The sequence below is a fragment of the Micromonospora sp. NPDC051300 genome (genome assembly GCF_044455315.1).
GTDB classification, from domain to species: Bacteria; Actinomycetota; Actinomycetes; order Mycobacteriales; family Micromonosporaceae; genus Micromonospora; species Micromonospora robiginosa.
Genome location: NZ_JBITEP010000002.1, coordinates 129,908 through 151,266 on the forward strand (window position 1 = coordinate 129,908; position 21,359 = coordinate 151,266).

Genomic DNA, 21,359 nt, shown 5'->3' on the forward strand with positions numbered 1-21,359 from the left:
CCCCGCGTCACTCGCCCTCGTCGGGCTGCTCGTGCCACCGGGCCCGCCAGGCCGCCTCGTGCGCCTCGTGACTGGCCCGCTCCTCGAAGACCAGCTTGCGCAGCGCCCGCCGGCCCTCGTCGAAGACGATCACCTCGGCGGCCACCATACCCACCGTGACGGCGGTCAGCATGGCCAGCGCGACCAGCCCCGGCATCCGCTCGGCGAGCGGGATCGCGGCGCCGAGCAGCAGCACCGCCACGACCCGGGTCCAGCTCAGCGTGCGCAGCGTCCGCGCCTGGAACAGCATGTTGCCGCAGAGATAGCAGGCCACGCCGCCGAAGAGCAGCGGTACGGCCGGCCCGTGCGCGGGCGTGCCCGGCGACACGTTCGGGTCGGCGATGTCGTGCACGATCATCTCGGCGCCGAGCGCGAACAGGATGATGCCGGCGATCATCGGCAGGAACAGGTACGCGTACGCGTCCCGGGCCATCGCCACCCGGGGACCGTCCCGGGCGGCGTGCAGGGCGATCCGGGCCGCCGGGCCGACCAGGTCGTAGTGGGCCCACCAGAGCGCGGCGGTGAAGAAGATGCCGAGCACCGCGGCGGCCACCGCCGGCCAGGTGGGCGGCTGCCCGAGCAGGTTGCTGCCGACGCCGACCGAGATCACCGACTCGCCGAGCGCGATGATCAGGATGAGGTCGTACCGTTCGGTCCAGTGCTCGGCCGAGGCCACGCCCCAGCCCCAGGTGCCGGCGATGATGCCGGTGCCGTACTGGAGCAGGACGACGAGGGCCCACAGGCCGTCCCGGACCACCGACGCCGTGAACAGGCCGTCGATCTTCGGTGGCACCAGCGCGGCGACCAGCAGCAGCGCGGTGCTGCCGATCACCTCCGGGGTGAACCGGATCAACTGCCGGCGCTCGTTCGGGCTGTCCCGCACCACGTGCCGGTAGAGCAGCAGGTGCACCAGCCGCAGCACGGTGTAGCTGGCCGCCGCGACGATCGGCCCGGCGGCGTTGCCGCGCGGGTCGCGGAACGCGTTCGGCAGCGACAGCGCGAACGTGAACAGCGCGGCCATGCCGACGGTCATGAGCACCGGGACGAAGCCCTCGCCGAGCCGGACCCGGGTCGCCACCACGCTGTGCACCACCCACGACCACCAGAGCACGGCGAGGACCAGCAGGGCGTGCAGCAGGGCGCCGCCGGTCACCTGGAGCGCGGTGGCCCGGGTGATGATGAAGAACGAGAAGACGAAGACCAGGTCGAAGAAGATCTCGAACCGGTCCACCCGGGCGCCCGGGGCCACCGGCACCGCCGGACCGAGGCGCCCCCGCCACCCGTACCCGCCCACCGGCCGAGTCTGTCAGCGCGTCGGCGGTGGCGGGCCGGAAACGGGCCCCTCCGGCGGCGCGGGTCAGCCCTGCCGGTGACGCAGCCCGTCCATCAGCAGGTCGAGCAGGCGGCCGGCCTGGTCACGCCGGTCCGGCTCGCCGGCCACCAGGGCCACGCCGCTCAGTCCGGCGAGCACGTCGGCGGCGGCCACGTCGGGCCGTACGGTGCCGGCGGCGACGCCTGCGGCGAGCAGTTCGCCGAGCGCGGCGAGCAGCCGGTCGCGGCTGTGCGCGTACGGGTTGGCGCCGGAGGCGATGGCCAGCCGCAGCGCGTCGGCCATGCCCCGCTTGGTGGCGAGGTAGTCGACGAACCGGTCCATCCAGTCCCGCACGGCCGTCTCGGCGGGCCGGGTGGCGAGCAGGTCCGGTACGGCGTCGCAGAGCTTGGCCAGTTCGTTGCGGTAGGCGGCCTCGACCAGCGCCTCGCGGGTGGGGAAGTGGCGGTAGAGGGTGCCGATGCCGACCCCGGCCTCCTTGGCCACCCGGTCCAGCGTTACCTCCGCGCCGCCCTGGGAAAACGCCTGGACCGCGGCGTCCAGCAGGCGTTGCCGGTTGCGCTGCGCGTCGGCGCGCAGGGGGCGGTCGGGCACGGCTCCTCCTCGGCTCGACCGGGTACGCGGCCGGTCGGACTGGCAACCGGAGGATCCTCCGGTTACGCTCGGACGTAACGGAGGGTCCTCCGCTTCTCATCGTAGCGGGCGGACACCGGTCCGCCCCGCCGCCGACAAGGATGGATCATGACCAGCAGCACTCCCGTCACCACCCCGTTCTCCCGCGACACCACCGCCCTGGAGGTGGTCCGCGACCTCGACCTGACCGGCCGCCGGGCCGTCGTCACCGGCGGCGCCTCCGGGATCGGCGTGGAGACCGCCCGCGCGCTCGCGGCCGCCGGGGCCGACGTCACCCTCGCGGTCCGCAACCTCGACGCCGGGCAGCGCGCCGCCGCGGACATCACCGGCAGCACCGGCAGCGACCGGGTCCTGGTCGCCCCGCTCGACCTCGCCGACCTCGGCTCGGTGGCGGCCTTCGTCCGCACCTGGGACGGACCGCTGCACATGCTCGTCGACAACGCCGGCATCATGGCGTCCCCGGAGATGCGCACCGAGCAGGGCTGGGAGATGCAGTTCGCCACCAACCACCTCGGCCACTTCGCGCTGGCCACCGGGCTGCGCCCGGCGCTCGCCGCGGCCAGGGACGCGCGGATCGTCTCGGTCAGCTCGGCCGCCCACCTGCGCTCGCCCGTGGTGTTCGACGACATCCACTTCCGGCAGCGGCCCTACGACCCGTGGCAGGCGTACGGGCAGTCCAAGACCGCGAACGTGCTCTTCGCGGTCGAGGCGACCCGGCGCTGGGTCGACGACGGGATCACCGTCGACGCACTGATGCCCGGCGCGATCCGCACCAACCTCCAGCGCTACATCAGCGACGAGGAACTGGACCGGATGCGCGCGCAGAGCGGCGGCGGCGCTGCCTACTGGAAGACCCCCGAGCAGGGCGCGGCCACCTCGGTGCTGGTCGCGGCGTCGCCGCTGGTGGCCGGCGCCGGCGGTAGGTACTTCGAGGACTGCCAGGAGGCCGGCGTGAACCAGCCGGGCACCCGCACCGGCTACGCGCCGTACGCCCGGGACCCGGAGGCCGCCGAGCGGCTGTGGACGGTCTCCGAGGAGCACCTGCGCGGCTGACCCGCGAAACGCCGGAGGGGCGCACGGCAGTCGCCGTGCGCCCCTCCGTGGTGTCGGACGTCAGAGACCCAGCTCGGCCTCGAAGTTGCCGCCCTCCAGCCGTTCCTTGACCGAGGTCAGGAAGCGGGCGGCGTCGGCGCCGTCGATCAGCCGGTGGTCGTACGACATGGCCAGGTAGACCATCGACCGGACCGCGATGACCTCGCCCAGCTCCGGGTCGTTGACCACGACCGGGCGCTTCACCACGGCGCCCGTGCCGAGCATCGCCGACTGCGGCGACGGCACGATCGGGGTGTCGAACAGCGCGCCCCGGCTGCCGGTGTTGGTCAGCGTGAACGTCGCGCCGGCCATCTCGTCCGGCGTGATCTTGTTGGCCCGGGTGCGCTCGGCCAGGTCGGCGATCCGCTTGGCGATCCCACCCATGTTGAGGTCGCCGGCGTTGTGGATGACCGGCACGAGCAGCCCGCGCTCGGTGTCCACCGCGATGCCCAGGTGCTCGGCGGCCGGGTAGGTGATCGTCCCGCCGTCCAGGTCCATGCTGGCCTGGATGATCGGGTGGGTCTGCAGCGCCTCGATCGCGGCCAGCGCGAAGAACGGCAGGAAGGACAGCTTCACGCCGTGCTTGGCCTGGAACGAGTCCTTGGCCCGGGCCCGCAGCTTGGCGACCTTGGTGACGTCGACCTCGACGACCGTGGTCAACTGCGCCGTCTCGTGCAGCGACTGCTGCATCCGCTTGGCGATGGTCGCCCGGATCCGCGGCAGCTTCTCCGTGGTGCCCCGCTTCGCGCTCGGCTCCGCCTTGACGGCCGGCTGCGCCGGCGCCTTGGCGGCGGCGGGCTCGGCGGCGGCCGGCTGGGCCTTGGCGGCCTTCGCCTTCTCGGCCGCCTCCAGCACGTCCTGCTTGCGGATCCGGCCGCCCACGCCGGTGCCGTTGACCGAGCCCAGCTCCACGCCGTGCTCGGCGGCGAGCTTGCGGACCAGCGGCGTCACGTAACCGGCGGCCTCCTCGCCGCCGCCCTGCGCCGGGGCGCTCGGGCGCTGCGGCGCGGCGGTCGGCGCGGCCGGCTGCGCGGCCTGCTCCGCCTTGGCCGGCTCGGCGGCCTGCTCCGCCTCGGCGGACGGCTCGTTGTAGGACATGCCCGGGGTGGGCTCCTCGACCTTCGGCGCCGGCTTCGGCTCGGCCTTGGGCTCGGGCTTCGGCTCGGCCTTGGGCTCGGGCTTCGCCTCCGCCTTGGGCTCGGGCTTCGCCTCGGGCTTGGGCTCGGGCTTGGGCTCGGGCTTGGGCTCGGGCTTCGCCGGCGCGCCGCCGGCCGCGCCCACGATCGCCAGCACGCCACCGACCTCGGCGGTCTCGTCCTCGGCGACCTTGATCTCCAGCACGGTGCCGGCCACCGGCGACGGGATCTCGGTGTCGACCTTGTCGGTGGAGACCTCCAGCAGCGGCTCGTCCACCTCGACGGTCTCGCCGACCTGCTTGAGCCAGCGGGTGACCGTACCCTCGGTGACGCTCTCGCCCAGGGCCGGCATGGTCACCGGGGTGCCCTCGCCCGACGACGCGGCGGGCTGGGCCGGCTCCTCGACGGCCGGCTGCTCGGCCTCGGCGTCGGGCTCGGCGGCGGCCTGCGCCGCCTGCTCCGGCTCGGGGCCGGTGCCCTCGGCGGCGGCGGTCGGCTCGGTGGCCGGCTCCACCTCCTCCTTGGGGGCGGCGCCAGCGTCCTCGCCCTCGCCGGCGATGACCGCCAGCTCGCTGCCGACCTCGGCGGTCTCGTCCTCGCCGACCACGATCCGGCTCAGCACGCCCGCCGCGGGCGACGGGATCTCGGTGTCGACCTTGTCGGTCGACACCTCCAGCAGGGGCTCGTCGACCTCGACGGTGTCACCCTCCTGCTTGAGCCAGCGCGTGACGGTGCCCTCGGTGACGCTCTCGCCGAGCCGGGGCATGGTGACCGATACCGGCATGTTCTCCAGACTCCTTCATTCCCCTGGTGGGATCATCGCCCGTCGCCGGACGCCGCGGTTGTCGTGTCAGGCGTGCGCGTGCAGCGGCTTGCCGGCCAGGGCCAGGTGCGCCTCGCCCAGGGCCTCGTTCTGGGTCGGGTGGGCGTGCACGAGCTGCGCCACCTCGGCCGGGTAGGCCTCCCAGTTGTAGATGAGCTGGGCCTCGCCGATCAGCTCACCCACCCGCGCGCCGACCATGTGCACGCCGACCACGGGGCCGTCGTCCACCCGGACCAGCTTGACGTGGCCGGCGGTCTTGAGGATCTGGCTCTTGCCGTTGCCGCCCAGGTTGTAGTTGTAGGTCTTGACCTTGTCGGCGCCGTACTGCTCCTTGGCCTTCGCCTCGGTCAGGCCGACCGACGCCAGCTCGGGGTCGCAGTAGGTGACGCGCGGGATGCCGGCCTCGTCGATCACGGCCGGGGTCTTCCCGGCGATCTCCTCGGCGACGAAGATGCCCTGCTGGAAGCCGCGGTGCGCGAGCTGGAGGCCGGGCACGATGTCGCCGACCGCGTAGACGTTCGGCACGCTGGTGCGCAGCCGCTCGTCGGTCAGCACGTAGCCGCGGTCCATCTTGACGCCCTGCTCCTCGTAGCCGAGGTCGGCGGTGTTCGGGCCGCGACCGACGGCGACCAGCAGCAGCTCGGCCTCGACCGTGTCGCCGCCCTGGATCGTCAGCTTGACGCCCTTGTCGGTCTTCTCGACCTTCTCGAACGGCTTGCCGACCTTGAAGTTGATCTTCCGCTTGCGGAACGCCCGCTCCAGCGCCTTCGACGACTCCTCGTCCTCGGCGGCGACCAGCCGGGGCAGCGCCTCGACGATGGTCACGTCGACGCCGAAGGACTTCCAGACGCTGGCGAACTCGACGCCGATGACGCCGCCGCCGAGCACGATCGCCGAGGCCGGGATCCGGTCCAGGGTGAGCGCGTGGTCGCTGGTGATGATCCGCTCGCCGTCGACCTCCAGGCCGGGCAGGCTCTTCGCGTACGAGCCGGAGGCCAGCACGATGTTGCGGCCGGTGTAGCGCTTGCCGTCGACCTCGACCACGTTCTTGCCGACCAGCTTGCCGTGGCCCTCGATGATGGTGATCGCCTTGTTGCTCTTGAGCATCCCCTGCAGGCCCTTGTACAGGCGGCCGATCACACCGTCCTTGTACGAGTTGACCGCAGTCATGTCGATGCCCACCAGCTCGGCCTTCACGCCGAACTGCTCGGACTCGCGGGTCTGGTCGGCGATCTCGGCGGCGTGCAGCAGCGCCTTGGTGGGGATGCACCCGTTGTGCAGGCAGGTGCCGCCGAGCTTGCCCTTCTCGACGAGCGCGACGGAGAGATCCAGCTGGGCGGCACGCAGCGCGGTCGCGTAGCCGCCGCTACCACCTCCGAGGATGACGATGTCGAAGGTCGTGTCGTTCGGCTCGCTCACATCCAACTCCCAGGTCGCGTCACTGCATCGGGGGTTACGGCGGGGTAACAGGTACACCCCACCTCGGTCATCTTGTCACCACCGGCGGCCGGGCGCGTACCGAGGTGCCCAACGACACGTCGGTGGCACGTACCCTTGGCATCGTCTTCGATGACGTCCGGGGGAGGAGTGGATCCGGTGGCGCTGTTCCGACGACGCAAGCGGGTGGCCGCGGTGAACCGCGATCGTGCCGCCGATCGCGCCGATCTGGACCATCTTGAGAACTTCGTCCGCACCCGGAAGGGCGTCGAGGCCTACCTGGAACCTCGGACGACCGTCACCGAGACCACCGTGATGCTGATCGCCGACGACGGCGAGTGGACCCGGCGGCGGGTCGGCAGCCCGGAGGACGCCCGGCGCTGGGCCCACAAGACCGCCATCCCGATCTACGACGTCCGGCTGATGGGCTACCCGCAGCGGATGCGCGACTTCAACGAGCGCCGCAAGCGCCGCCCCGAGCTGTTCTGAGGCGGCGCGCCGCCCCAGGCGTTAAGAGGGGCCCCCTGTTATGCGGAACGCGTTAACAGGGGGCCCCTCCTTACACCTCAGCCGTTGGCGGCGACGTCGTCCACCAGGTGGAGCAGCGTGCGGACCGGCACGCCGGTGCCGCCCTTGGTCCAGTAGCCGGTCGCCTCGCCCGAGTGGTAGCCCGGGCCGGCGATGTCGATGTGCGCCCACGCCACCTCGTCGGTGACGAACTCGCGCAGGAAGACCCCGCCCTGCAGCATGTGACCGGCCCGGTCCATGCCGGCGTTGACCTGGGAGATGTCCGCGACGTCCGACTCCATGCCCTTGCGCACCTCGTCCGGCAGCGGCATCGGCCAGGCCGGCTCGCCCGTCGCGTCGCCGGCCACCCGCACCCGCTCGCACAGCTCCGGCGAGCCCATCACGCCGGCGATCCGCTTGCCCAGCGCGATCACCTGGCCGCCGGTCAGCGTCGAGGTCTCGAACAGGTAGTCGGCGCCGTCCTCGCAGGCCCGCGCCATGGCGTCGGCCAGGATCATCCGGCCCTCGGCGTCGGTGTTGAGCACCTCCACCTTCTTGCCGTTGTACATGCTGATCACGTCGCCCGGCCGGTAGCTGGTGCCCGACGGCATGTTCTCCGCCATCGGCAGGTAGCCGGTCACGGCCACCGACGGCTTGAGCGCCGCCACCGCCAGCATCGTCGCGCCGACCGCCGCCGCGCCGGCCATGTCCGACTTCATCTCCCACATGCCCTGCGCCGGCTTGATCGAGATGCCGCCGGTGTCGAACGTGATGCCCTTGCCGACCAGCGCGACCCGCTTACCGTTGCCGCCACCGGCCGGCGTGTAGGTGAGCTTCACCAGCCGCGGCGGGGCCTCCGAGCCCTGACCGACGGCGAGGATGCCGCCGTAGCCGCCGGCGGCCAGCGCCGCCTCGTCGAGCACCTCGACCTCCAGGCCGGCCTCCCGGGCGGCGGACGCCACCGCGTCGGCGAACGCCGGCGGGCGCAGCTCGTTCGGGGCGGTGTTGACCCAGTCCCGGCTGGTCCGCACCGCGCCGGCCACCGCCTGCGCCCGGTCCACCTCGGCCCGGGCGGTCGCGTCCGCCGCGTCCGGCACCGCGACCAGCACCTCGGCCACCGGCTCGCGCCGGGCCGGCTGCGGCTTGGTCTTGTAGCCGGCGAACCGGTAGCCGCCCAGCAGCGCGCCCTCGGCGACCGCGCGCAGCGCGGCCGGGGCGTCGGCGTCGTCCGGCAGCGGCAGGGCGAGGGCGACCCGCGGCGCGCCGGCCAGCGCCCGCACCGCCGCGCCGGCGGCCCGGCGCAGCGACTCGGGGGCCGGAGCGGCGCCCGAGGGCTCCGCGCCGAGCCCGACGGCGACGACCACCGGGGCGGTCACCGTGCCCAGCGTGGCCAGCTTGATCATCTCGCCGGGGCCGCCGGTCGCGCCGAGCAGGGCGAGGGTCTCGGTCAGCTTTCCGTCGAACGCGGCGGCGATGCTCTCCGCGCCGCTGGCCAGCAGCAGGGCGTCGGCGGATGCGCCACCGCCCGGCTCGGTGGTCTGGCTGTGCACGCCGATCACGATCGCGTCGACGGCGAGTTCGGCGGGGTCGGTGTCGACCAGGCTGAGGGTGGTGCGGGGCGATGTCACGAAAGCTACTCCGGGCGGGCCGGGCCGGCCGCGTCGTCGCGTACCGGCGATGAAGGTCTCTCCGGCGGCAACCTACCCGCCGGAAGCGTGGCTGTCCCGCCGATGCGTGTCGACGGGATCCCGCCGATGCTAACCACCGCGGTCCCGGCCGGTAAGTTGCCACCCATGACCGAGGTGACCTCCGACGCCGCCGAGACCCGGCTGCGCCGCTCCCCGTTGCACGAGCGACACACCGCGCTCGGCGCGAAGTTCGCCCCCTTCGGCGGCTGGCAGATGCCGCTCGAGTACGCCGGCGGCGGCGTGCTCAAGGAGCACACGGCCGTGCGCGACGCCGTGGGCGTCTTCGACGTCTCGCACCTGGGCAAGATCCGGGTCACCGGCGCCGGCGCGGCCGACTTCGTCAACGCCTGCCTCAGCAACGACCTCGGCCGGATCCAGCCCGGCCAGGCGCAGTACACGCTCTGCTGCGACGACGCCACCGGTGGTGTGGTGGACGACATCATCGCCTACCTGCACGCCGACGACCACGTGTTCCTGGTGCCCAACGCGGCGAACACCGCCGAGGTGGCCCGCCGGTTGCGCGCCGTCGCGCCGGCCGGCGTGACCGTCGCCGACGAGCACGAGGCGTACGCGGTGCTCGCCGTGCAGGGGCCGGGCTCTGCGGAGCTGCTCGCCGGGCTCGGGCTGCCCACCGGGCACGACTACATGAGCTTCTCCACCGCCGGCCTGGCCGGCGTCGAGCTGACCGTCTGCCGCACCGGCTACACCGGCGAGCTGGGCTACGAGCTGGTGGTGCCCGCGGAGCACGCGGTGGCCGTCTGGGACGCGATCTTCGCCGCCGGCCCGGAGGTACGCGCCTGCGGCCTGGCCGCCCGGGACACGCTGCGCACCGAGATGGGCTACCCGCTGCACGGGCAGGACCTCTCCCTCGACATCACCCCGGTGCAGGGCCGCTCCGGTTGGGCGGTGGGCTGGGACAAGCCGGCGTTCTGGGGCCGCGACGCGCTGCGCGCCGAGAAGGCCGCCGGCCCGGCCCGTACGCTGCGCGGCCTCGCCGCCGTCGACCGGGCCATCCCGCGCCCCGGCATGGCGGTGTACGCCGGCGACCGGCAGGTCGGCGTGGTCACCAGCGGCACGTTCAGCCCGACGCTCAAGCACGGCGTCGCGCTGGCGCTGGTCGGCACCGACCCGAAGCTGCCCGACGGCGAGGAACTGGAGGTGGACATCCGGGGCCGCCGCGCCCGGATGCGCCTGACCCGGCCCCCCTTCGTCCAGCCCTCCGTGCGCTGAGCCGCCCGGGTCGGTCCTCGCGCAGGCGCTCGGGCTGTGCCGCCCGGGTCAGTCCTCGCGCAGGCGCTCGCCGGCGTCGAGGACGGCCTGGGTCCAGCCGCCCTCCAGCACGCCGGTGCCGTCCAGGATCGCCCAGTCGACCACGTCCGACGCCTCCACCACGACCGGGGAGCCGATCCGCACGCTCGGGTCGCTGGTGGCGTCGGTGGCGCTCGCGCCGACGATCCGCTCCGGGACGTCCCACGAGGTCACCCCGGCCCAGACGTACTCCGGGCCCTCGTCGGCGGGCAGACCGTACTTGACCACGAGCTGGCTCTCGTCCGGCAACCCGCCGGCCAGGAACCGGGCCCGGATGTCGCCGAGCGACTTGCGGGCGGTCGCCACCGCCCGGCTCATCGCGTCACCCGTGCGGGTGTAGCGGACGTCGGGCTGGATGCCGTTGAACAGCGTCGCGCAGGCGGCGGCGAAGTAGCGGCCGGGCGGTCCGGGATGCCCCGGCGGCGGGTTCAGGCTGAGGAACGAGTCGGCGTCCGGGTCGGTGGCCGGGTCCAGCTCCAGGCGCAGCAGCACCGGCGCCGTCGCGCCGTGCTGCTCCGGGTTGCCGTACGCGACCGCGATGTCGTGCCCGGTCACCGTGGCCAGCACCGGAAGCTGCACGAACGCCGGCACCTCCTCGCCGGCCAGGCCGTCGGTCCAGTCCCGCAGCAGCCGCCGGGCCGCCCCGGTCATCACCGCGCCCCAGGCCCGGGTGAGGTGGTCCGGCACGCCCTGCGCCTGCAACTCCAGCAGCCCGAACCGGCGCAGGCCCTTGGTGGTGAACCACAGCCCGTCGGCGTCCGAGGAGTAGGGCACCAGCACCCAGTCGACAAGCCGGATCCGGCCGTTCTCGTCCGGCAGCGAGCGCAGCGCGGCGGCCGGGTCGAGGAACTGGAGCCCGAACACGTCGACCACGTCCCCGCCGACCGTCTCGGCGACCGCCGCGGCGACCGCCCGGGCCGCCCACTCGTGCGCCGGCGGCCAGCCTGGCCGGTATTCGGCCTGCACCACCACGAGGTGGGTGGCGGCGGCGAGTCGGGCCAGTTGCTCCTCGGTCGCCCCGAACGCGGCGAGCAGGTCCGGCGGCAGCTCGGGGAACTCGTCCACGGTGCGGGTGTCCACGCTCATCAGCGGGCTGTCCAGCATCTGCGTGGCCAGCCCGTACACGGGCGCGGCCAGCCGGTCGGCCAGCCCCGCCACCGCCGTCTTCGGGCTGACCCGGGGCAGCCCCTCGATCGGCACCAGATAGGTCGCGTCGAGCGACTCCGGCACCGGTACGGGCAGGAAGTCGTCCGTGATCAGCATCCGTCCCCCTCGACCGCGCCGGCGCACTCACCCGAACGCTACCCGCCCGACCGGGTGGCGATCAGCCGGTCAGCACCAGTCCCAGGTAGGACAGCGTGGTGACGACCTCCACCAGGGCTCCGAGGACGTCGCCGGTGACGCCGCCGAACCGGCGTACCAGGTGCCGCAGCAGCCCGGCCGCGACGGCGAGGGAGGTGAGCACGGCGAGCGGCCCCTGCCACGGGCGGCCGGGCACCGCCGGCACGGCCAGCAGCGCCACGGCGACCGCGCCGAGGGCCAGGGCGGTCCGGCCCACCGTGCCGGCGACCAGCGCGCCCAGCCCGTCCGGCCGGGCCGCCGGCACGCCCCGGCGGCAGGCCACGCCGACGGCGAGCCGCCCGGCCGCGGTGGCCGCGACCACGGCGGCGAGCGCGGCCGGCGCGTCCCGCCCGGCCAGCTCCGCCAGCACGGCGGTCTGGAGCAGGAGGACGACCACCAGCGCGACCACCCCGAACGGACCGACGTCCGGCTGCTTCATGATCTCCAGCGCGGCCGGCCCCCGCCGGTAGGAGCCGAGCGCGTCCACGGTGTCGGCCAGCCCGTCCAGGTGCAGGCCCCGGGTGAGCAGCGCGCCCAGCGCGACAGTGACCCCGGCGGCGACAAGCGGCGGGGCGAGCGCGCCGAGGAGCAGCAGCGCCCCGCCGAGCACCGCGCCGAGCAGCGCGCCGACCGCCGGAGCCAGCGCCATCGCGGTGCCGGCGGCGTCGCGGTCGACCCGGCCGGCGCGGACCGGCGCGGTGGTGAACGTGGTCAGCGCCAGCCGGACGCCGTCGGCGAGCCGGGGCTCAGTCGGCACGGCGGCCGGGCGACACCGGCTCGTCGAACCCGGTGGTGGTCGGGCCGGGCCCGGCCGGCTCCGGCTCGGCGAAGTCCGGCTCGTCCTCGGCGCCGCCCAGCGACGGGTGCGTCGGCAGCGTCGCGGCGAGCGTGAGCGCCGAGCGCAGCAGCGGCAGGGCGGCCAGCGCGGTCGCGCCCTCGCCCAGGTCGAGGCGGAGGTCGAGCAGCGGCGTCAGGCCGAGCACGTCGGCGGCGAGCCGGACCCCGGGACGGCCGCCGTGGTCGGGCAGCAGGCACCAGTGCCGGGCCTGCCCGGCCAGGTCGCGGCTGACCATGCCGGCGGCGGTGCCGACCGGGCCGTCCAACAGCACCGGGACCCGCCGGGCGGTGGCCCCGAGCAGCACGCCGGTGGCCGTCGCGATGTCACCGCCGCCCAGCTCGGCCAGGATGTCCTTGGCCTCGCGGGGGGAACGCCGGGTGCGGTGCAGCGCGTCCCGCACGGCCGCGCAGCGGACCATCCAGGCGTTGTCGTCGATCTCGCCCTGCTCGGTCACCACCCGGCCGAGCACAGTGGGCGGTTCCGCGCCGGCGGTGGCCGCCAGCACCGCCGCGGCGGCGGCCTCGGCGCCGGCCCCGCAGGACGCCAGCACCAGCAGTTGTACGCCCGCGTCGGCGGCCTGCTCGGCCAGCCGCCAGCCGTAGCGCAGCGCCGACTCGACCTGGTCGGCGTCCAGCGCCGGCCCGTCCTCGAACGGCGCCGAGGCGGGCGCCTCGACGACCTGGAGGCTCGCGCCGTTCTCGGCGGCCAGCCGGGCCAGCGCGCCCCGGCCGGCGCGGGCCTGCCGGGCGCGGCGGGCCGACTCGCCGGGCACCGCGCCGGCGGACGCCCCGCCGTCGTGGTCGCCGTGCACCAGCAGCACCCGGACCGACTCCCACGGGCGGGGCGTCGAGGTGCCCTGGGTGGCCGCGGCGAAGCCGATCACCTGCTCCAGCACGCCGAGGCCGGCGCCGGGGAGGTCCAGGGTGGCGAGCCGGTCGACCGCCTGCGGACCGGTGTAGTCGTCAGGCATCGGCAGTTCCATGCCGGGCTGGATGACCAGGCCGGTGGCGATCATCGGCAGGGCCATGGTGGGCGCCGCCCAGTCCCCGCCGCCGGCCGTTCCGCCGCCCGGCGCGGCCGGCGGCGGCGTCGCGGCGGGGGTGAGCACCTCCGGCAGCGGCGCGTCCGGCGCGACGCTTCCCGGCCGACGCCCGGTGGACGTGGTCGACCGGTCCGTCCCGGCCCACGCCGGCGTGCCGGCCCGGTCGAGGTCGGCCGGCATGCCGTGGTCCGGCTGCGGGACGGCGTGGCCTGGCTGCGCCGCGGCGTGGGCGGGAGGTGCGGCGTGGCCCGGCTGCGCCGGCGCGGCGGTGGGCTTGAGCCAGGCGGTCTGCCCGGCGACCACGAGCACGACCGCGTCGCAGGCGTCGGCCACCGCGCGGTTTGTCGCGCCCAGCGCGTCGGTGAACGCCCGGCCCAGCGGCGTGGTGGGTACCAGAGACAGCCCGACCTCGGGGCTGACCAGCACCAGCCGCGCCTCGCTGGCCCGCACCGCCGAGGCCAGCTCGGCGATGGTGGCGGTGTCGTCGGCCGGCTGGTGGGTGGGGTCGAGCAGCACCGTCACCCAGCCGCCCAGGTCGTCCACGAGCAGCGTGTCGTGCGGGCCGGCGGCGGTGATCACCTCGGCCAGCCGGCCCGGGTCCGTCGCCGTCTCCTCGGTGGTCCAGCTCCCCGGCCGTCGGGCCCGGTGCGTGGCGAGGCGGGCCGCCCACTCGGTGTCGTCCGGATCACCGGCGGGGGCGGTGGCCACGTAGCGGACCATGGGTGCGTCGGCGACCAGCGACTCGGCGAACCCGGACTTGCCGGAGCGGATACCGCCGAGCACCAGGAGGGTGTGCCACCCGTCAACGGACATGCCCGTACCTTAGTTCGCCCCCTCCCACCCCGCCCTCCCACCCACCCGCCCCCGCGGAGCACCACGTCGACGTCAGCGCCGCGACACCGCACCGGCCGTGATCGGCATGATCCATGTGGCGGCGGGCCGTCGTCCGGCGGGCCGACTAGGCTTGCGAGGGTTTCCGGCCCTGCGGGGCGACGGCGGCGAGGGGAGACGCGGCATGGCGTGGAGCTGGCGGTACGAGGGCACGAACGGCGACGCGGTCGACGGGCCGGGTGAGTCGTTCCCGAGTCAGGCGGACGCCGAGTCGTGGATCGGCCAGGCCTGGCGCGAGCTCGCGACGTCCGGCGTCACCTCCGTCGCCCTGGTCGAGGACGACCGGGTGGAATACCGGATGAGCCTGCTGCCCCCGGCCGAATGACAGGCTACGACCGCCCGGGCGACCCGCTGGTCCTCGGCGTGCCCCGGGCGGCGTTCCGGCCGAGCCCGATCTTCCTGGCCCTGGTCGCGCTCTTCGTGGCCGGCGGCGCGATGACCTGGAACGGGTTCGGCAACGTCCGGTTCGACGTGTTCCTGTTCGTGGTCTCCGGCTGGCTCGTGTCGCTGTGCCTGCACGAGTACGCGCACGCCGTGGTGGCCTACCGGGCCGGCGACCGGGACATCGCCCACCGCGGCTACCTGACGCTCAACCCGCTGAAGTACACCAGCCCGCTGCTGTCGATCGTGCTGCCGGTGGTCGTGGTGCTGCTCGGCGGCATCGGCCTGCCCGGCGGCGCGGTCTGGGTGGACCGGCACGCCATCCCGGGCCGGCTGCGGCACACCCTGGTCAGCCTCGCCGGGCCGGCCACCAACGTGCTGTTCACCCTGCTGCTGGTGGCGGCCGTGACCTGGGGGCCGGCGCTGGGCGGCCCGCTGGAGTTCTGGGCCGGCGTCGGCCTGCTCGCGTTCCTCCAGCTCATGGCGAGCGTGCTCAACCTGCTGCCGGTGCCCGGGCTGGACGGCGGCAACATGATCCAGCCCTGGCTGAGCCCCGCCTACCGGCGGATGTACGACCTGTTCGCCCCGTACGGATTCATCCTGCTCTTCGCGTTGCTGTGGAGCCCGCAGATCGGCGGCGCGTTCTTCGGCGGGGTCTTCGCGGTCGGCGACGCGCTCGGCCTGCCGCCCGACCTCTACCGCTACGGGCTCTACCTGATCCGCTTCTGGCAGGGCTGACCCGGGTCGTCCCCGGGCCGGCGTCGCGCCGGCCCGGGGACGACGGGCGTCACGGACGCTGCGCCGGGCTCTCGGTCTTCGCCGGGTCCCGCTCGGTGACCGGCTCGACGATCTCGTCGATCGCCTTGAGCAGGCCGGCGTCGAGCTTCACGCCCGCCGCCTTCACGTTGTCGTGCACCTGCTCGGGCCGGGACGCGCCGACGATCGCGGAGGCGACGTTGGGGTTCTGCAGCACCCAGGCGACGGCGAGCTGCGGCATGGTCAGCCCGGCCTGCTCGGCGATCGGCTTGAGCTGCTGCACCCGGGTGAGCACGTCGTCGGTGAGCCAGCGGGCGATGAAGTCCGCGCCGGACTTCTCGTCGGTGGCGCGGGAGCCGGCCGGCGGCGGCTGGCCCGGCAGGTACTTCCCGGAGAGCACGCCCTGCGCCATCGGCGACCAGACGATCTGGCCGACGCCCAGCTCCTCGCTGGCCGGCATCACCTCGGTCTCGATGACCCGCCACAGCATCGAATACTGCGGCTGGTTGGAGATCAGCGGGATGCGCAGCTCACGGGCGAGCGTGTGCGCCTCACGGAGCTGCGAGGCGGTCCACTCGGACACGCCGATGTAGTGCGCCTTGCCCGAGTGGACGACGTCGGCGAACGCCTCCATCGTCTCCTCCAGCGGCGTGCTGACGTCGTAGCGGTGCGCCTGGTAGAGGTCGACGTGGTCGGTCTGCAGGCGGCGCAGCGAGCCGTCGATCGACTCCATGATGTGCTTGCGGGACAGGCCACGGTCGTTGCGGCCCGGCCCGGTCGGCCAGTACACCTTGGTGAAGATCTCCAGCCCCTCGCGGCGTTCGCCCTTGAGCGCCCGGCCGAGCACCGACTCGGCGCGGGTGCCGGCGTAGACGTCCGCGGTGTCGAACGTGGTGATGCCGCTGTCGAGGGCGGCCCGGACGCACGCGACCGCGGCCTCCTCCTCGACCTGCGAGCCGTGGGTGATCCAGTTGCCGTACGAGATCTCACTGACCATCAGGCCGGAGCGGCCCAGGTGTCGGAATTCCATTCCCCGACCCTAGCCCCGCGCACCGCGGAGCACCCGCCGTGACGTGCCGGCCTCAGAGCACCGGGCTGGTGTCGGCGAGCAGCCGGTCGATCTCCGCGGCCACCGCGTCACGGTTCGGGTGCACCGGGTCGATCAGCGGCTCGCCGCGCCGGTCCAGCGCCCCCCAGCGGCCCGTCTCGGTGGTCACCAGGAACGCCACCGGGTGGATCACCAGCGTCGGGTACGCCGGCGCGACCACCACCCGCCCGCCGCGGTCCACCACCCCACGGCGGCCGGCCAGCTCCACCACGGCCAGCCCGTCGGCGGTGAACCCGTCCAGGTGTCGGCCGTCGGCCAGGGGCGCGCCGAGCCGGTGGTAGCGGGTCGGCACCACCACCGCGCCGGCGCGGTCCACCGCACCCCAGCCGCCGTTCTGCCGCACCGCCGCCAGGCCGTTGCGGAACGGCCGGACCTCCTCGTACCCGGGCGGGATCTTCACGATGTTCATCCGGTCGACGGCCATCCACCGGCCCTTGCCGTCCATGGACACCCAGGACAGCCCCTCGGCGAAGGCGCCCACCGCCCGGTAGCCGTTGTTCGCCTCGATCAACGCCGCGCCGGTGGTGTCGATGAGCGCCCAGCGGGACGCCTCGGGCATGCGCACCCAGGCCAGTCCCTCGTGGAACGGCTGCGCCTCGGCGTACCGGTGCGCGATGACCATCTCGCCGTCGGCGTCCGCGTACCCCCAGAGCTGCTGCTCGTCGTCGAACGTCGCCGCCGGGTGGCGCGGGGTGCCGAGCACCTCCTCCCGCGCACGGGGCGCCGGACCGAAGCCGGCCTCGGCCGCCCGCCCGGCGACCGCGTCCAGCGCCACCTCGGTCCGCGCGGTCAACGCCGCGTCCCCGCCCCGGCGCAGGTCCAGCGCCCGCTCGAAGTGCCCGCACGCCTCGGTCAGCCGGCCCTGGTCATAGCAGGAGCGTCCGGCGTGCTCGTGCAGCAACGCGCGCAGCCGGTCGGGCAGCTCCGGCGAGTTCGCCTCGGCGAAGAGCCGGTCGGCCTCCGCGTGCTCACCCCGCCAGCGCAGCACCTCGGCGAGGCGCGCGCGGGCCAGCGAGGTCCGCCGCAACTCGCCGGTGGCCTCCGCGTACGTGACGGCCAGCCGACCGTCGGCGACCGCGTCGTCCAGGTCGCCGAGGATCCGGGACGCCACCGACCGTAGGCTGAGCAGCCGGGCCCGGCTGCGATTGTCCAGCGCGCTGCCCAGCTTGCCGAAGAGTCCGTCGCGGATCGGGCGCAGCAGCGCCGGGTCGGGCGCCTCCTCGCGCAGCGTCGCCGGGTCCAGCCGCCACTCGATCGCGGCCAGCGCCTGTTCCGGGTCGACCGGACGCGCCGGCTCGTCGTCCGCCACCTCCGCCCGGCCGTCGCCCTCCGCCTCCGACTCCGGGGTACGCGTGCCCGCCGCCCCGCCGCCTTCGGCGTCACCGGTCGTGTCCGCGGCCGACGCTCCGCCCGGCGGCTCGGTGTCGACCCGCCCGCCGGCGTCCGCGTCCGCTGCTGCGGGGGCGGCACGGTCATCCGCACGAAATTCGATCTGCTCCGGCTTCGCCGAATCATCTTCGACGCGGTGCGTGCTCGCGCCGGCCGTTTCCTCGTCGGTCCCGCTCGCCTCGGCGGGCGTGACGTCGTTGGCGTCCAGCCCGGTCGGGCCGGTCTCCGTCACCGCTGGGCCGGCGTCTGTGCGCGCCGCGTGGGCCTCGGTGCCTGCCGGGCCGGCCCGATCCGGTCGGGTGGGCACGGTGGTCGTCGCGTCGGCCCGGTCGGCCGTCGTGCCGGTGCGCTCGGTTTCGCCGGGCGGCAGGTCGGTCGCGCCGGCGTCGGTCGATGTCGGGTCGGGCGGCAGGTCGGTCGCGACGGCGTCGGTCGATGTCGGGCCGGCCGGGACGTCGGTCGGCGCGACGGCGTCGGTCCTCGGTGCCGGTTCCGACCGGTCGAGGTCGGGACGGCTGCCGGGTGCCGCCGCCTGCGTGGTGGGGGACGGTGTCGCGTCCGTGCGCGTGGTGGGGGAGGCGTCCGCGCTCGTGGGGGTGGTGTGAGGCGGCTCCTCGGGCACACGCGCGGGCGCTGTCGCCGTGTCCTCCGTGGCCGGAAGCGTCGGGACCACGGGCGCGTCGTCGCCGGTCTCCGGGCCGGTGCCGCGGATCGGCGCGTCCTCGGCGGCCGCGTGGGTCGTCTCGTCGCCTGTCGACGTGTCGGACGGTGGCTGGGGCGCCGGCCCGCCGGTGGGCAGCGGGCGCGGCGGCGTGTCGTCCGTGGCGGCCGTCGGCACGGTTGTCCGGGACTCGGCCGGCGGGCGGGCGGTCGGCACCGCGACCCCGGCCGCCGCGACGACGGATGCCGGTGGGCCGACCTCTCCGCCGCGCACCGGGGCATCCGCGTTGCCCCCGCGCTGCCCGGGCGTGGAGCCCGGCCCGTCGACTCCCGGCGCTGCGGTGGCGACCTCCGGCCGCGCGGCGGCTCCGGACGGGTCCGTGGGCGCGGGTTGCTCACTGGCTGCCGGGCGCTCCGAGGCTGCCGGGCGGTCCGAGGCTGCCGGGCGGTCCGAGGGCGCCGGGCGATCCGCGCGGTCGGCGGGATCCGTCGTGGTGACGTGGTCCACGGTGAGGTCGGCCGCGTCATCCGCGTCATCAGGTTCGTGGCGACGCTCGACGGACTGCTCCGGCTCGTCGGAGACACCCGGGTCGGCCGTGCCGGGCCCGACCGGTGTGCGGAGATCGACCGGGGCGACCGCAGGGGTCGACGCGACGGCCGCGTCCCCGGCATCCGGCCGCGCCGTGTCGGCATCCTGCGCGGGTGACGTCGCCGGTCGGCTCGGCCGGAACCATGCCTCCACGCCGGAGTCGGTCGCCTGAGGCTCCGGTCGTTGCTCGTCCACCTGCCGCGCACCGGTTCCGACCGGCGGTGTCGGCGCGACCGGTGGTGTCGGCCCGACCGGCGGTGTCGGCGCGACCGGCGGGGCCGGCTGGGCCGGGGAAGCTGGCTGGGTCTCCTGCGCCGGCCTGACCGGCTGGGCGGGTGTGACCGGCTGAGCGGGAGTGACCGGCTGAGCCGGCGAGGCGGGCTGAGCCGGCGTGACCGATGGAGCCGGTTGCGTCGACTGAACCGGAGCTGCCGGGGCTGCCGACCGGGCCGGCGTGACCGGCGGCGCCGAGTGGGCGGGCGGAGCCGGCGTGACCGGCGGCGCCGGCCGAGTCGGCGCGGCCGGCGGAGTCGAGGGGGCGTGCGGCGTGGCGGGGGCCGGCGGGGGAGGCGCGGCGTGCGGCGGCCGGACCTCCGGGGGGCCGGTACGGGTGGGCTGGACCGGGGCTCGCTCGGGTGTCCGGGCCGGGGCGGGGCCGGGGTACGCGGGCGGTGCTGGACGGCGGACCTCGTCGTGCCGGTCCGACGCCGGGGACAGCGGCCGTCGTGGCTCGTCCGGTCGGGTCGCCGGCACGGGTGGGGTCGGCACGTCGTCGCGACGGTCGCGCTTGTGCTGGTCAGGTCGGGCCGACCACTGCTCCGGACGGGGCCGGTACTCGGGGGGCGCCGTGGAGTCCACCCGACGCAGGTCGGGCTCGGGCTGCCGCCGGCCGGCTTCCGGACGAGCGCCGGTCGGGGGCGGCCGGCCGTCCGTCGACTCGGGGCGCGTGCCGGCCTGCTCGGGGCGGGCGACGGTGTGCTCCGGACGTGCGCCGGCGCTGTCGGGGCGTGGGGCGACGTGGTCGGGGCGGGTGACCGGCGGCCGGGCTTCCCGCGGTTCCGGGCGTACCCGGCCGACGTCGTTCCGGTCCGGACGGTGAGCGGCGGGGCGTGCGGCATCGGTCGGCTGGGCCGGGTGGCCGTCGGCGACCGGACGATGGCGCTCGTCGGGCCGGTACGCGGCCGGCTCGGTGCGGGGCCGCCGCTCGATCACCGGCCACTCGCCCTGCGGCGGGTAGGCGCGGTCGCGCGTACCGTCCCACCGCTGGTCGGCGGGGCGTGGGGCGCCGTACCTGTCGGTTTCCGCGCGCTGCGGCGCGCGGCCGTGCCCGGGTGCCGGTCGCTGGGTGTCGGCGGACGCGGCGGCCTCACGGCGCGGTGCGCCGTCGTCCCATCGGCCGGCGGACGGCTCGCGCCGGTCGGCGTGCGGACGCGGGGCCGGCTCGCGCCAGCCGTCCCGGCGCGGCTCGCCGCGGGCGGCCCAGCCGCGTTCCGCCGGGGTGCCGTCCTGGTCGCGCCGGTCGGTCGGCCGTCCGAGGTGGTGCCACTCCGGGTGGCCGTCGGGCTCGGGGTCCTGCCAGCTGTCGACGTAGGGGCCGTGCGGCTCGTCCGGGATGAGCCGGCGACGGTCGTCGGGGGGTGGCGGTTCGCGTCGAGCACGCCGATCGTCAGGCGGGGGGCTCCACTGGACGCGGGAGGCGGCGTCGCGCCCGTTCGACGCGGCGGGACGGTCGTCCGCCGGCCGGCGGCGCTCGGACCAGCCCGGGGCCCGGCGTGGGATCTCGTTCGGCTCCGGCGCCCAGCCCGGCTCGATCGGCGCCGGCCGGTGGGACGCCGCCTGGGGCCGCGTCCACCGCTCGTCGGACCGCTCCGGCGGGGCCTCGTGGTCGCGTGGGTGCCGGTCGTCCGTGCCGGGGCCGTCCGGGTGCCGGCGTCGCTCGCCCGGCGCCGCGCCCACCGGGCGCGGCCCGCGCCGCCCGTCCGGAGCGGCCGGGCTGATCGGGTACGTCTCCGGGCCGGCGGGACTGACCGGATGAGCGCCGCGCGGACCGGCGGGGCTGACCGGGTACGTGCCGCGCGGGCTCGCCGGGCTGACCGGGTACGCGCCGCGCGGGCTCGCCGGGCTGACCGGGTACGTGCCGGTGTCGGCGGCCGGGCTGACCGGGTAGGCGTCGTCAGGCGCGGGGCTGACCGGGCGTACCTCGGCGCGTCCGACGACGGCCCGGCGGCGCGGCGGGGGTGTCAGGTGTTCCAGGCCGATGTCGCCCGGGTAGCGCTGGCCGGGAAACTGCGGCTCCCACTCGTGGGTGGGCGCGAGGGCCCAGGCCGGTTCCGCCGGCTCGCGCCAGCTGCCCCAGCCACTCATCGGCAGC

General features: G+C 75.4%; 15 protein-coding genes. 5 read left to right on the forward strand and 10 right to left on the reverse strand.

The genetic code is table 11. From position 1 onward, the window contains the following. Nucleotides 1-7: 7 nt before the first annotated feature. Both ACIA5A_RS03705 and ACIA5A_RS03710 read right to left on the reverse strand, forming a co-directional pair. Nucleotides 8-1,333 (reverse strand): low temperature requirement protein A, encoded by a 1,326-nt coding sequence (locus ACIA5A_RS03705; RefSeq protein ID WP_396756068.1) that lies wholly within the window; start codon nucleotides 1,331-1,333, stop codon nucleotides 8-10. 63 nt (nucleotides 1,334-1,396) lie between these two features. Then, nucleotides 1,397-1,963 carry a TetR/AcrR family transcriptional regulator gene (locus ACIA5A_RS03710; protein WP_396756070.1) on the reverse strand — a complete coding sequence of 189 codons (567 nt, stop codon included), beginning with the start codon at nucleotides 1,961-1,963 and terminating at the stop codon, nucleotides 1,397-1,399. Between the two features lie 147 nt (nucleotides 1,964-2,110). On the opposite strand from ACIA5A_RS03710, the gene ACIA5A_RS03715 reads away from it, so the two are divergent. Continuing rightward, nucleotides 2,111-3,055 (forward strand): SDR family NAD(P)-dependent oxidoreductase, encoded by a 945-nt coding sequence (locus ACIA5A_RS03715; RefSeq protein ID WP_396756072.1) that lies wholly within the window; start codon nucleotides 2,111-2,113, stop codon nucleotides 3,053-3,055. 60 nt (nucleotides 3,056-3,115) lie between these two features. Here ACIA5A_RS03715 and sucB read toward each other — a convergent pair whose 3' ends face one another. Further along, a complete protein-coding gene (sucB, locus tag ACIA5A_RS03720; RefSeq protein ID WP_396756074.1) occupies nucleotides 3,116-5,014 on the reverse strand; it encodes a 2-oxoglutarate dehydrogenase, E2 component, dihydrolipoamide succinyltransferase in 1,899 nt (632 codons plus the stop codon). 66 nt (nucleotides 5,015-5,080) lie between these two features. After that, nucleotides 5,081-6,472 carry a dihydrolipoyl dehydrogenase gene (gene lpdA, locus ACIA5A_RS03725; RefSeq protein WP_396756076.1) on the reverse strand — a complete coding sequence of 464 codons (1,392 nt, stop codon included), beginning with the start codon at nucleotides 6,470-6,472 and terminating at the stop codon, nucleotides 5,081-5,083. A gap of 177 nt (nucleotides 6,473-6,649) precedes the next feature. Between lpdA and ACIA5A_RS03730 the strand changes: the two genes are divergently transcribed. Then, nucleotides 6,650-6,979, forward strand: coding sequence for a hypothetical protein (locus ACIA5A_RS03730; protein ID WP_396756078.1), 330 nt, complete (start codon nucleotides 6,650-6,652; stop codon nucleotides 6,977-6,979). A 77-nt stretch (nucleotides 6,980-7,056) separates the two neighbouring features. On the opposite strand, the gene ACIA5A_RS03735 is transcribed toward ACIA5A_RS03730, so the two are convergent. After that, nucleotides 7,057-8,625, reverse strand: coding sequence for a leucyl aminopeptidase (locus ACIA5A_RS03735; RefSeq protein WP_396756080.1), 1,569 nt, complete (start codon nucleotides 8,623-8,625; stop codon nucleotides 7,057-7,059). A 165-nt stretch (nucleotides 8,626-8,790) separates the two neighbouring features. On the opposite strand from ACIA5A_RS03735, the gene gcvT reads away from it, so the two are divergent. Then, nucleotides 8,791-9,915 carry a glycine cleavage system aminomethyltransferase GcvT gene (gcvT, locus tag ACIA5A_RS03740; RefSeq protein ID WP_396756082.1) on the forward strand — a complete coding sequence of 375 codons (1,125 nt, stop codon included), beginning with the start codon at nucleotides 8,791-8,793 and terminating at the stop codon, nucleotides 9,913-9,915. A gap of 48 nt (nucleotides 9,916-9,963) precedes the next feature. On the opposite strand, the gene ACIA5A_RS03745 is transcribed toward gcvT, so the two are convergent. From ACIA5A_RS03745 to ACIA5A_RS03755, 3 genes are all read right to left on the reverse strand, one after another. Beyond that, the gene (locus ACIA5A_RS03745; protein WP_396756084.1) at nucleotides 9,964-11,256 is read right to left on the reverse strand and encodes a DUF2314 domain-containing protein; all 1,293 of its coding nucleotides are present in this window, start codon (nucleotides 11,254-11,256) and stop codon (nucleotides 9,964-9,966) included. Between the two features lie 61 nt (nucleotides 11,257-11,317). Then, a complete protein-coding gene (gene cobS / locus ACIA5A_RS03750; protein WP_396756086.1) occupies nucleotides 11,318-12,091 on the reverse strand; it encodes an adenosylcobinamide-GDP ribazoletransferase in 774 nt (257 codons plus the stop codon). Next, nucleotides 12,081-14,027: a bifunctional adenosylcobinamide kinase/adenosylcobinamide-phosphate guanylyltransferase gene (locus ACIA5A_RS03755; protein WP_396756088.1), complete on the reverse strand. Its 1,947-nt coding sequence runs from the start codon at nucleotides 14,025-14,027 to the stop codon at nucleotides 12,081-12,083. Before ACIA5A_RS03755 ends, cobS begins: the two co-directional genes overlap by 11 nt. A gap of 202 nt (nucleotides 14,028-14,229) precedes the next feature. Between ACIA5A_RS03755 and ACIA5A_RS03760 the strand changes: the two genes are divergently transcribed. After that, nucleotides 14,230-14,430: a hypothetical protein gene (locus ACIA5A_RS03760; protein WP_396756090.1), complete on the forward strand. Its 201-nt coding sequence runs from the start codon at nucleotides 14,230-14,232 to the stop codon at nucleotides 14,428-14,430. Next, complete coding sequence (locus ACIA5A_RS03765; protein WP_396756092.1) at nucleotides 14,427-15,224, forward strand: site-2 protease family protein; 798 nt, start codon at nucleotides 14,427-14,429, stop codon at nucleotides 15,222-15,224. Before ACIA5A_RS03760 ends, ACIA5A_RS03765 begins: the two co-directional genes overlap by 4 nt. 49 nt (nucleotides 15,225-15,273) lie before the next feature. Here ACIA5A_RS03765 and ACIA5A_RS03770 read toward each other — a convergent pair whose 3' ends face one another. Together ACIA5A_RS03770 and ACIA5A_RS03775 are read right to left on the reverse strand one after the other, a co-directional pair. Next, a complete protein-coding gene (locus ACIA5A_RS03770) occupies nucleotides 15,274-16,272 on the reverse strand; it encodes an aldo/keto reductase family protein (RefSeq protein ID WP_396756094.1) in 999 nt (332 codons plus the stop codon). Nucleotides 16,273-16,324: 52 nt separating this feature from the next. Beyond that, nucleotides 16,325-21,352 (reverse strand): WG repeat-containing protein, encoded by a 5,028-nt coding sequence (locus ACIA5A_RS03775; RefSeq protein WP_396756096.1) that lies wholly within the window; start codon nucleotides 21,350-21,352, stop codon nucleotides 16,325-16,327. Nucleotides 21,353-21,359 lie beyond the last annotated feature (7 nt).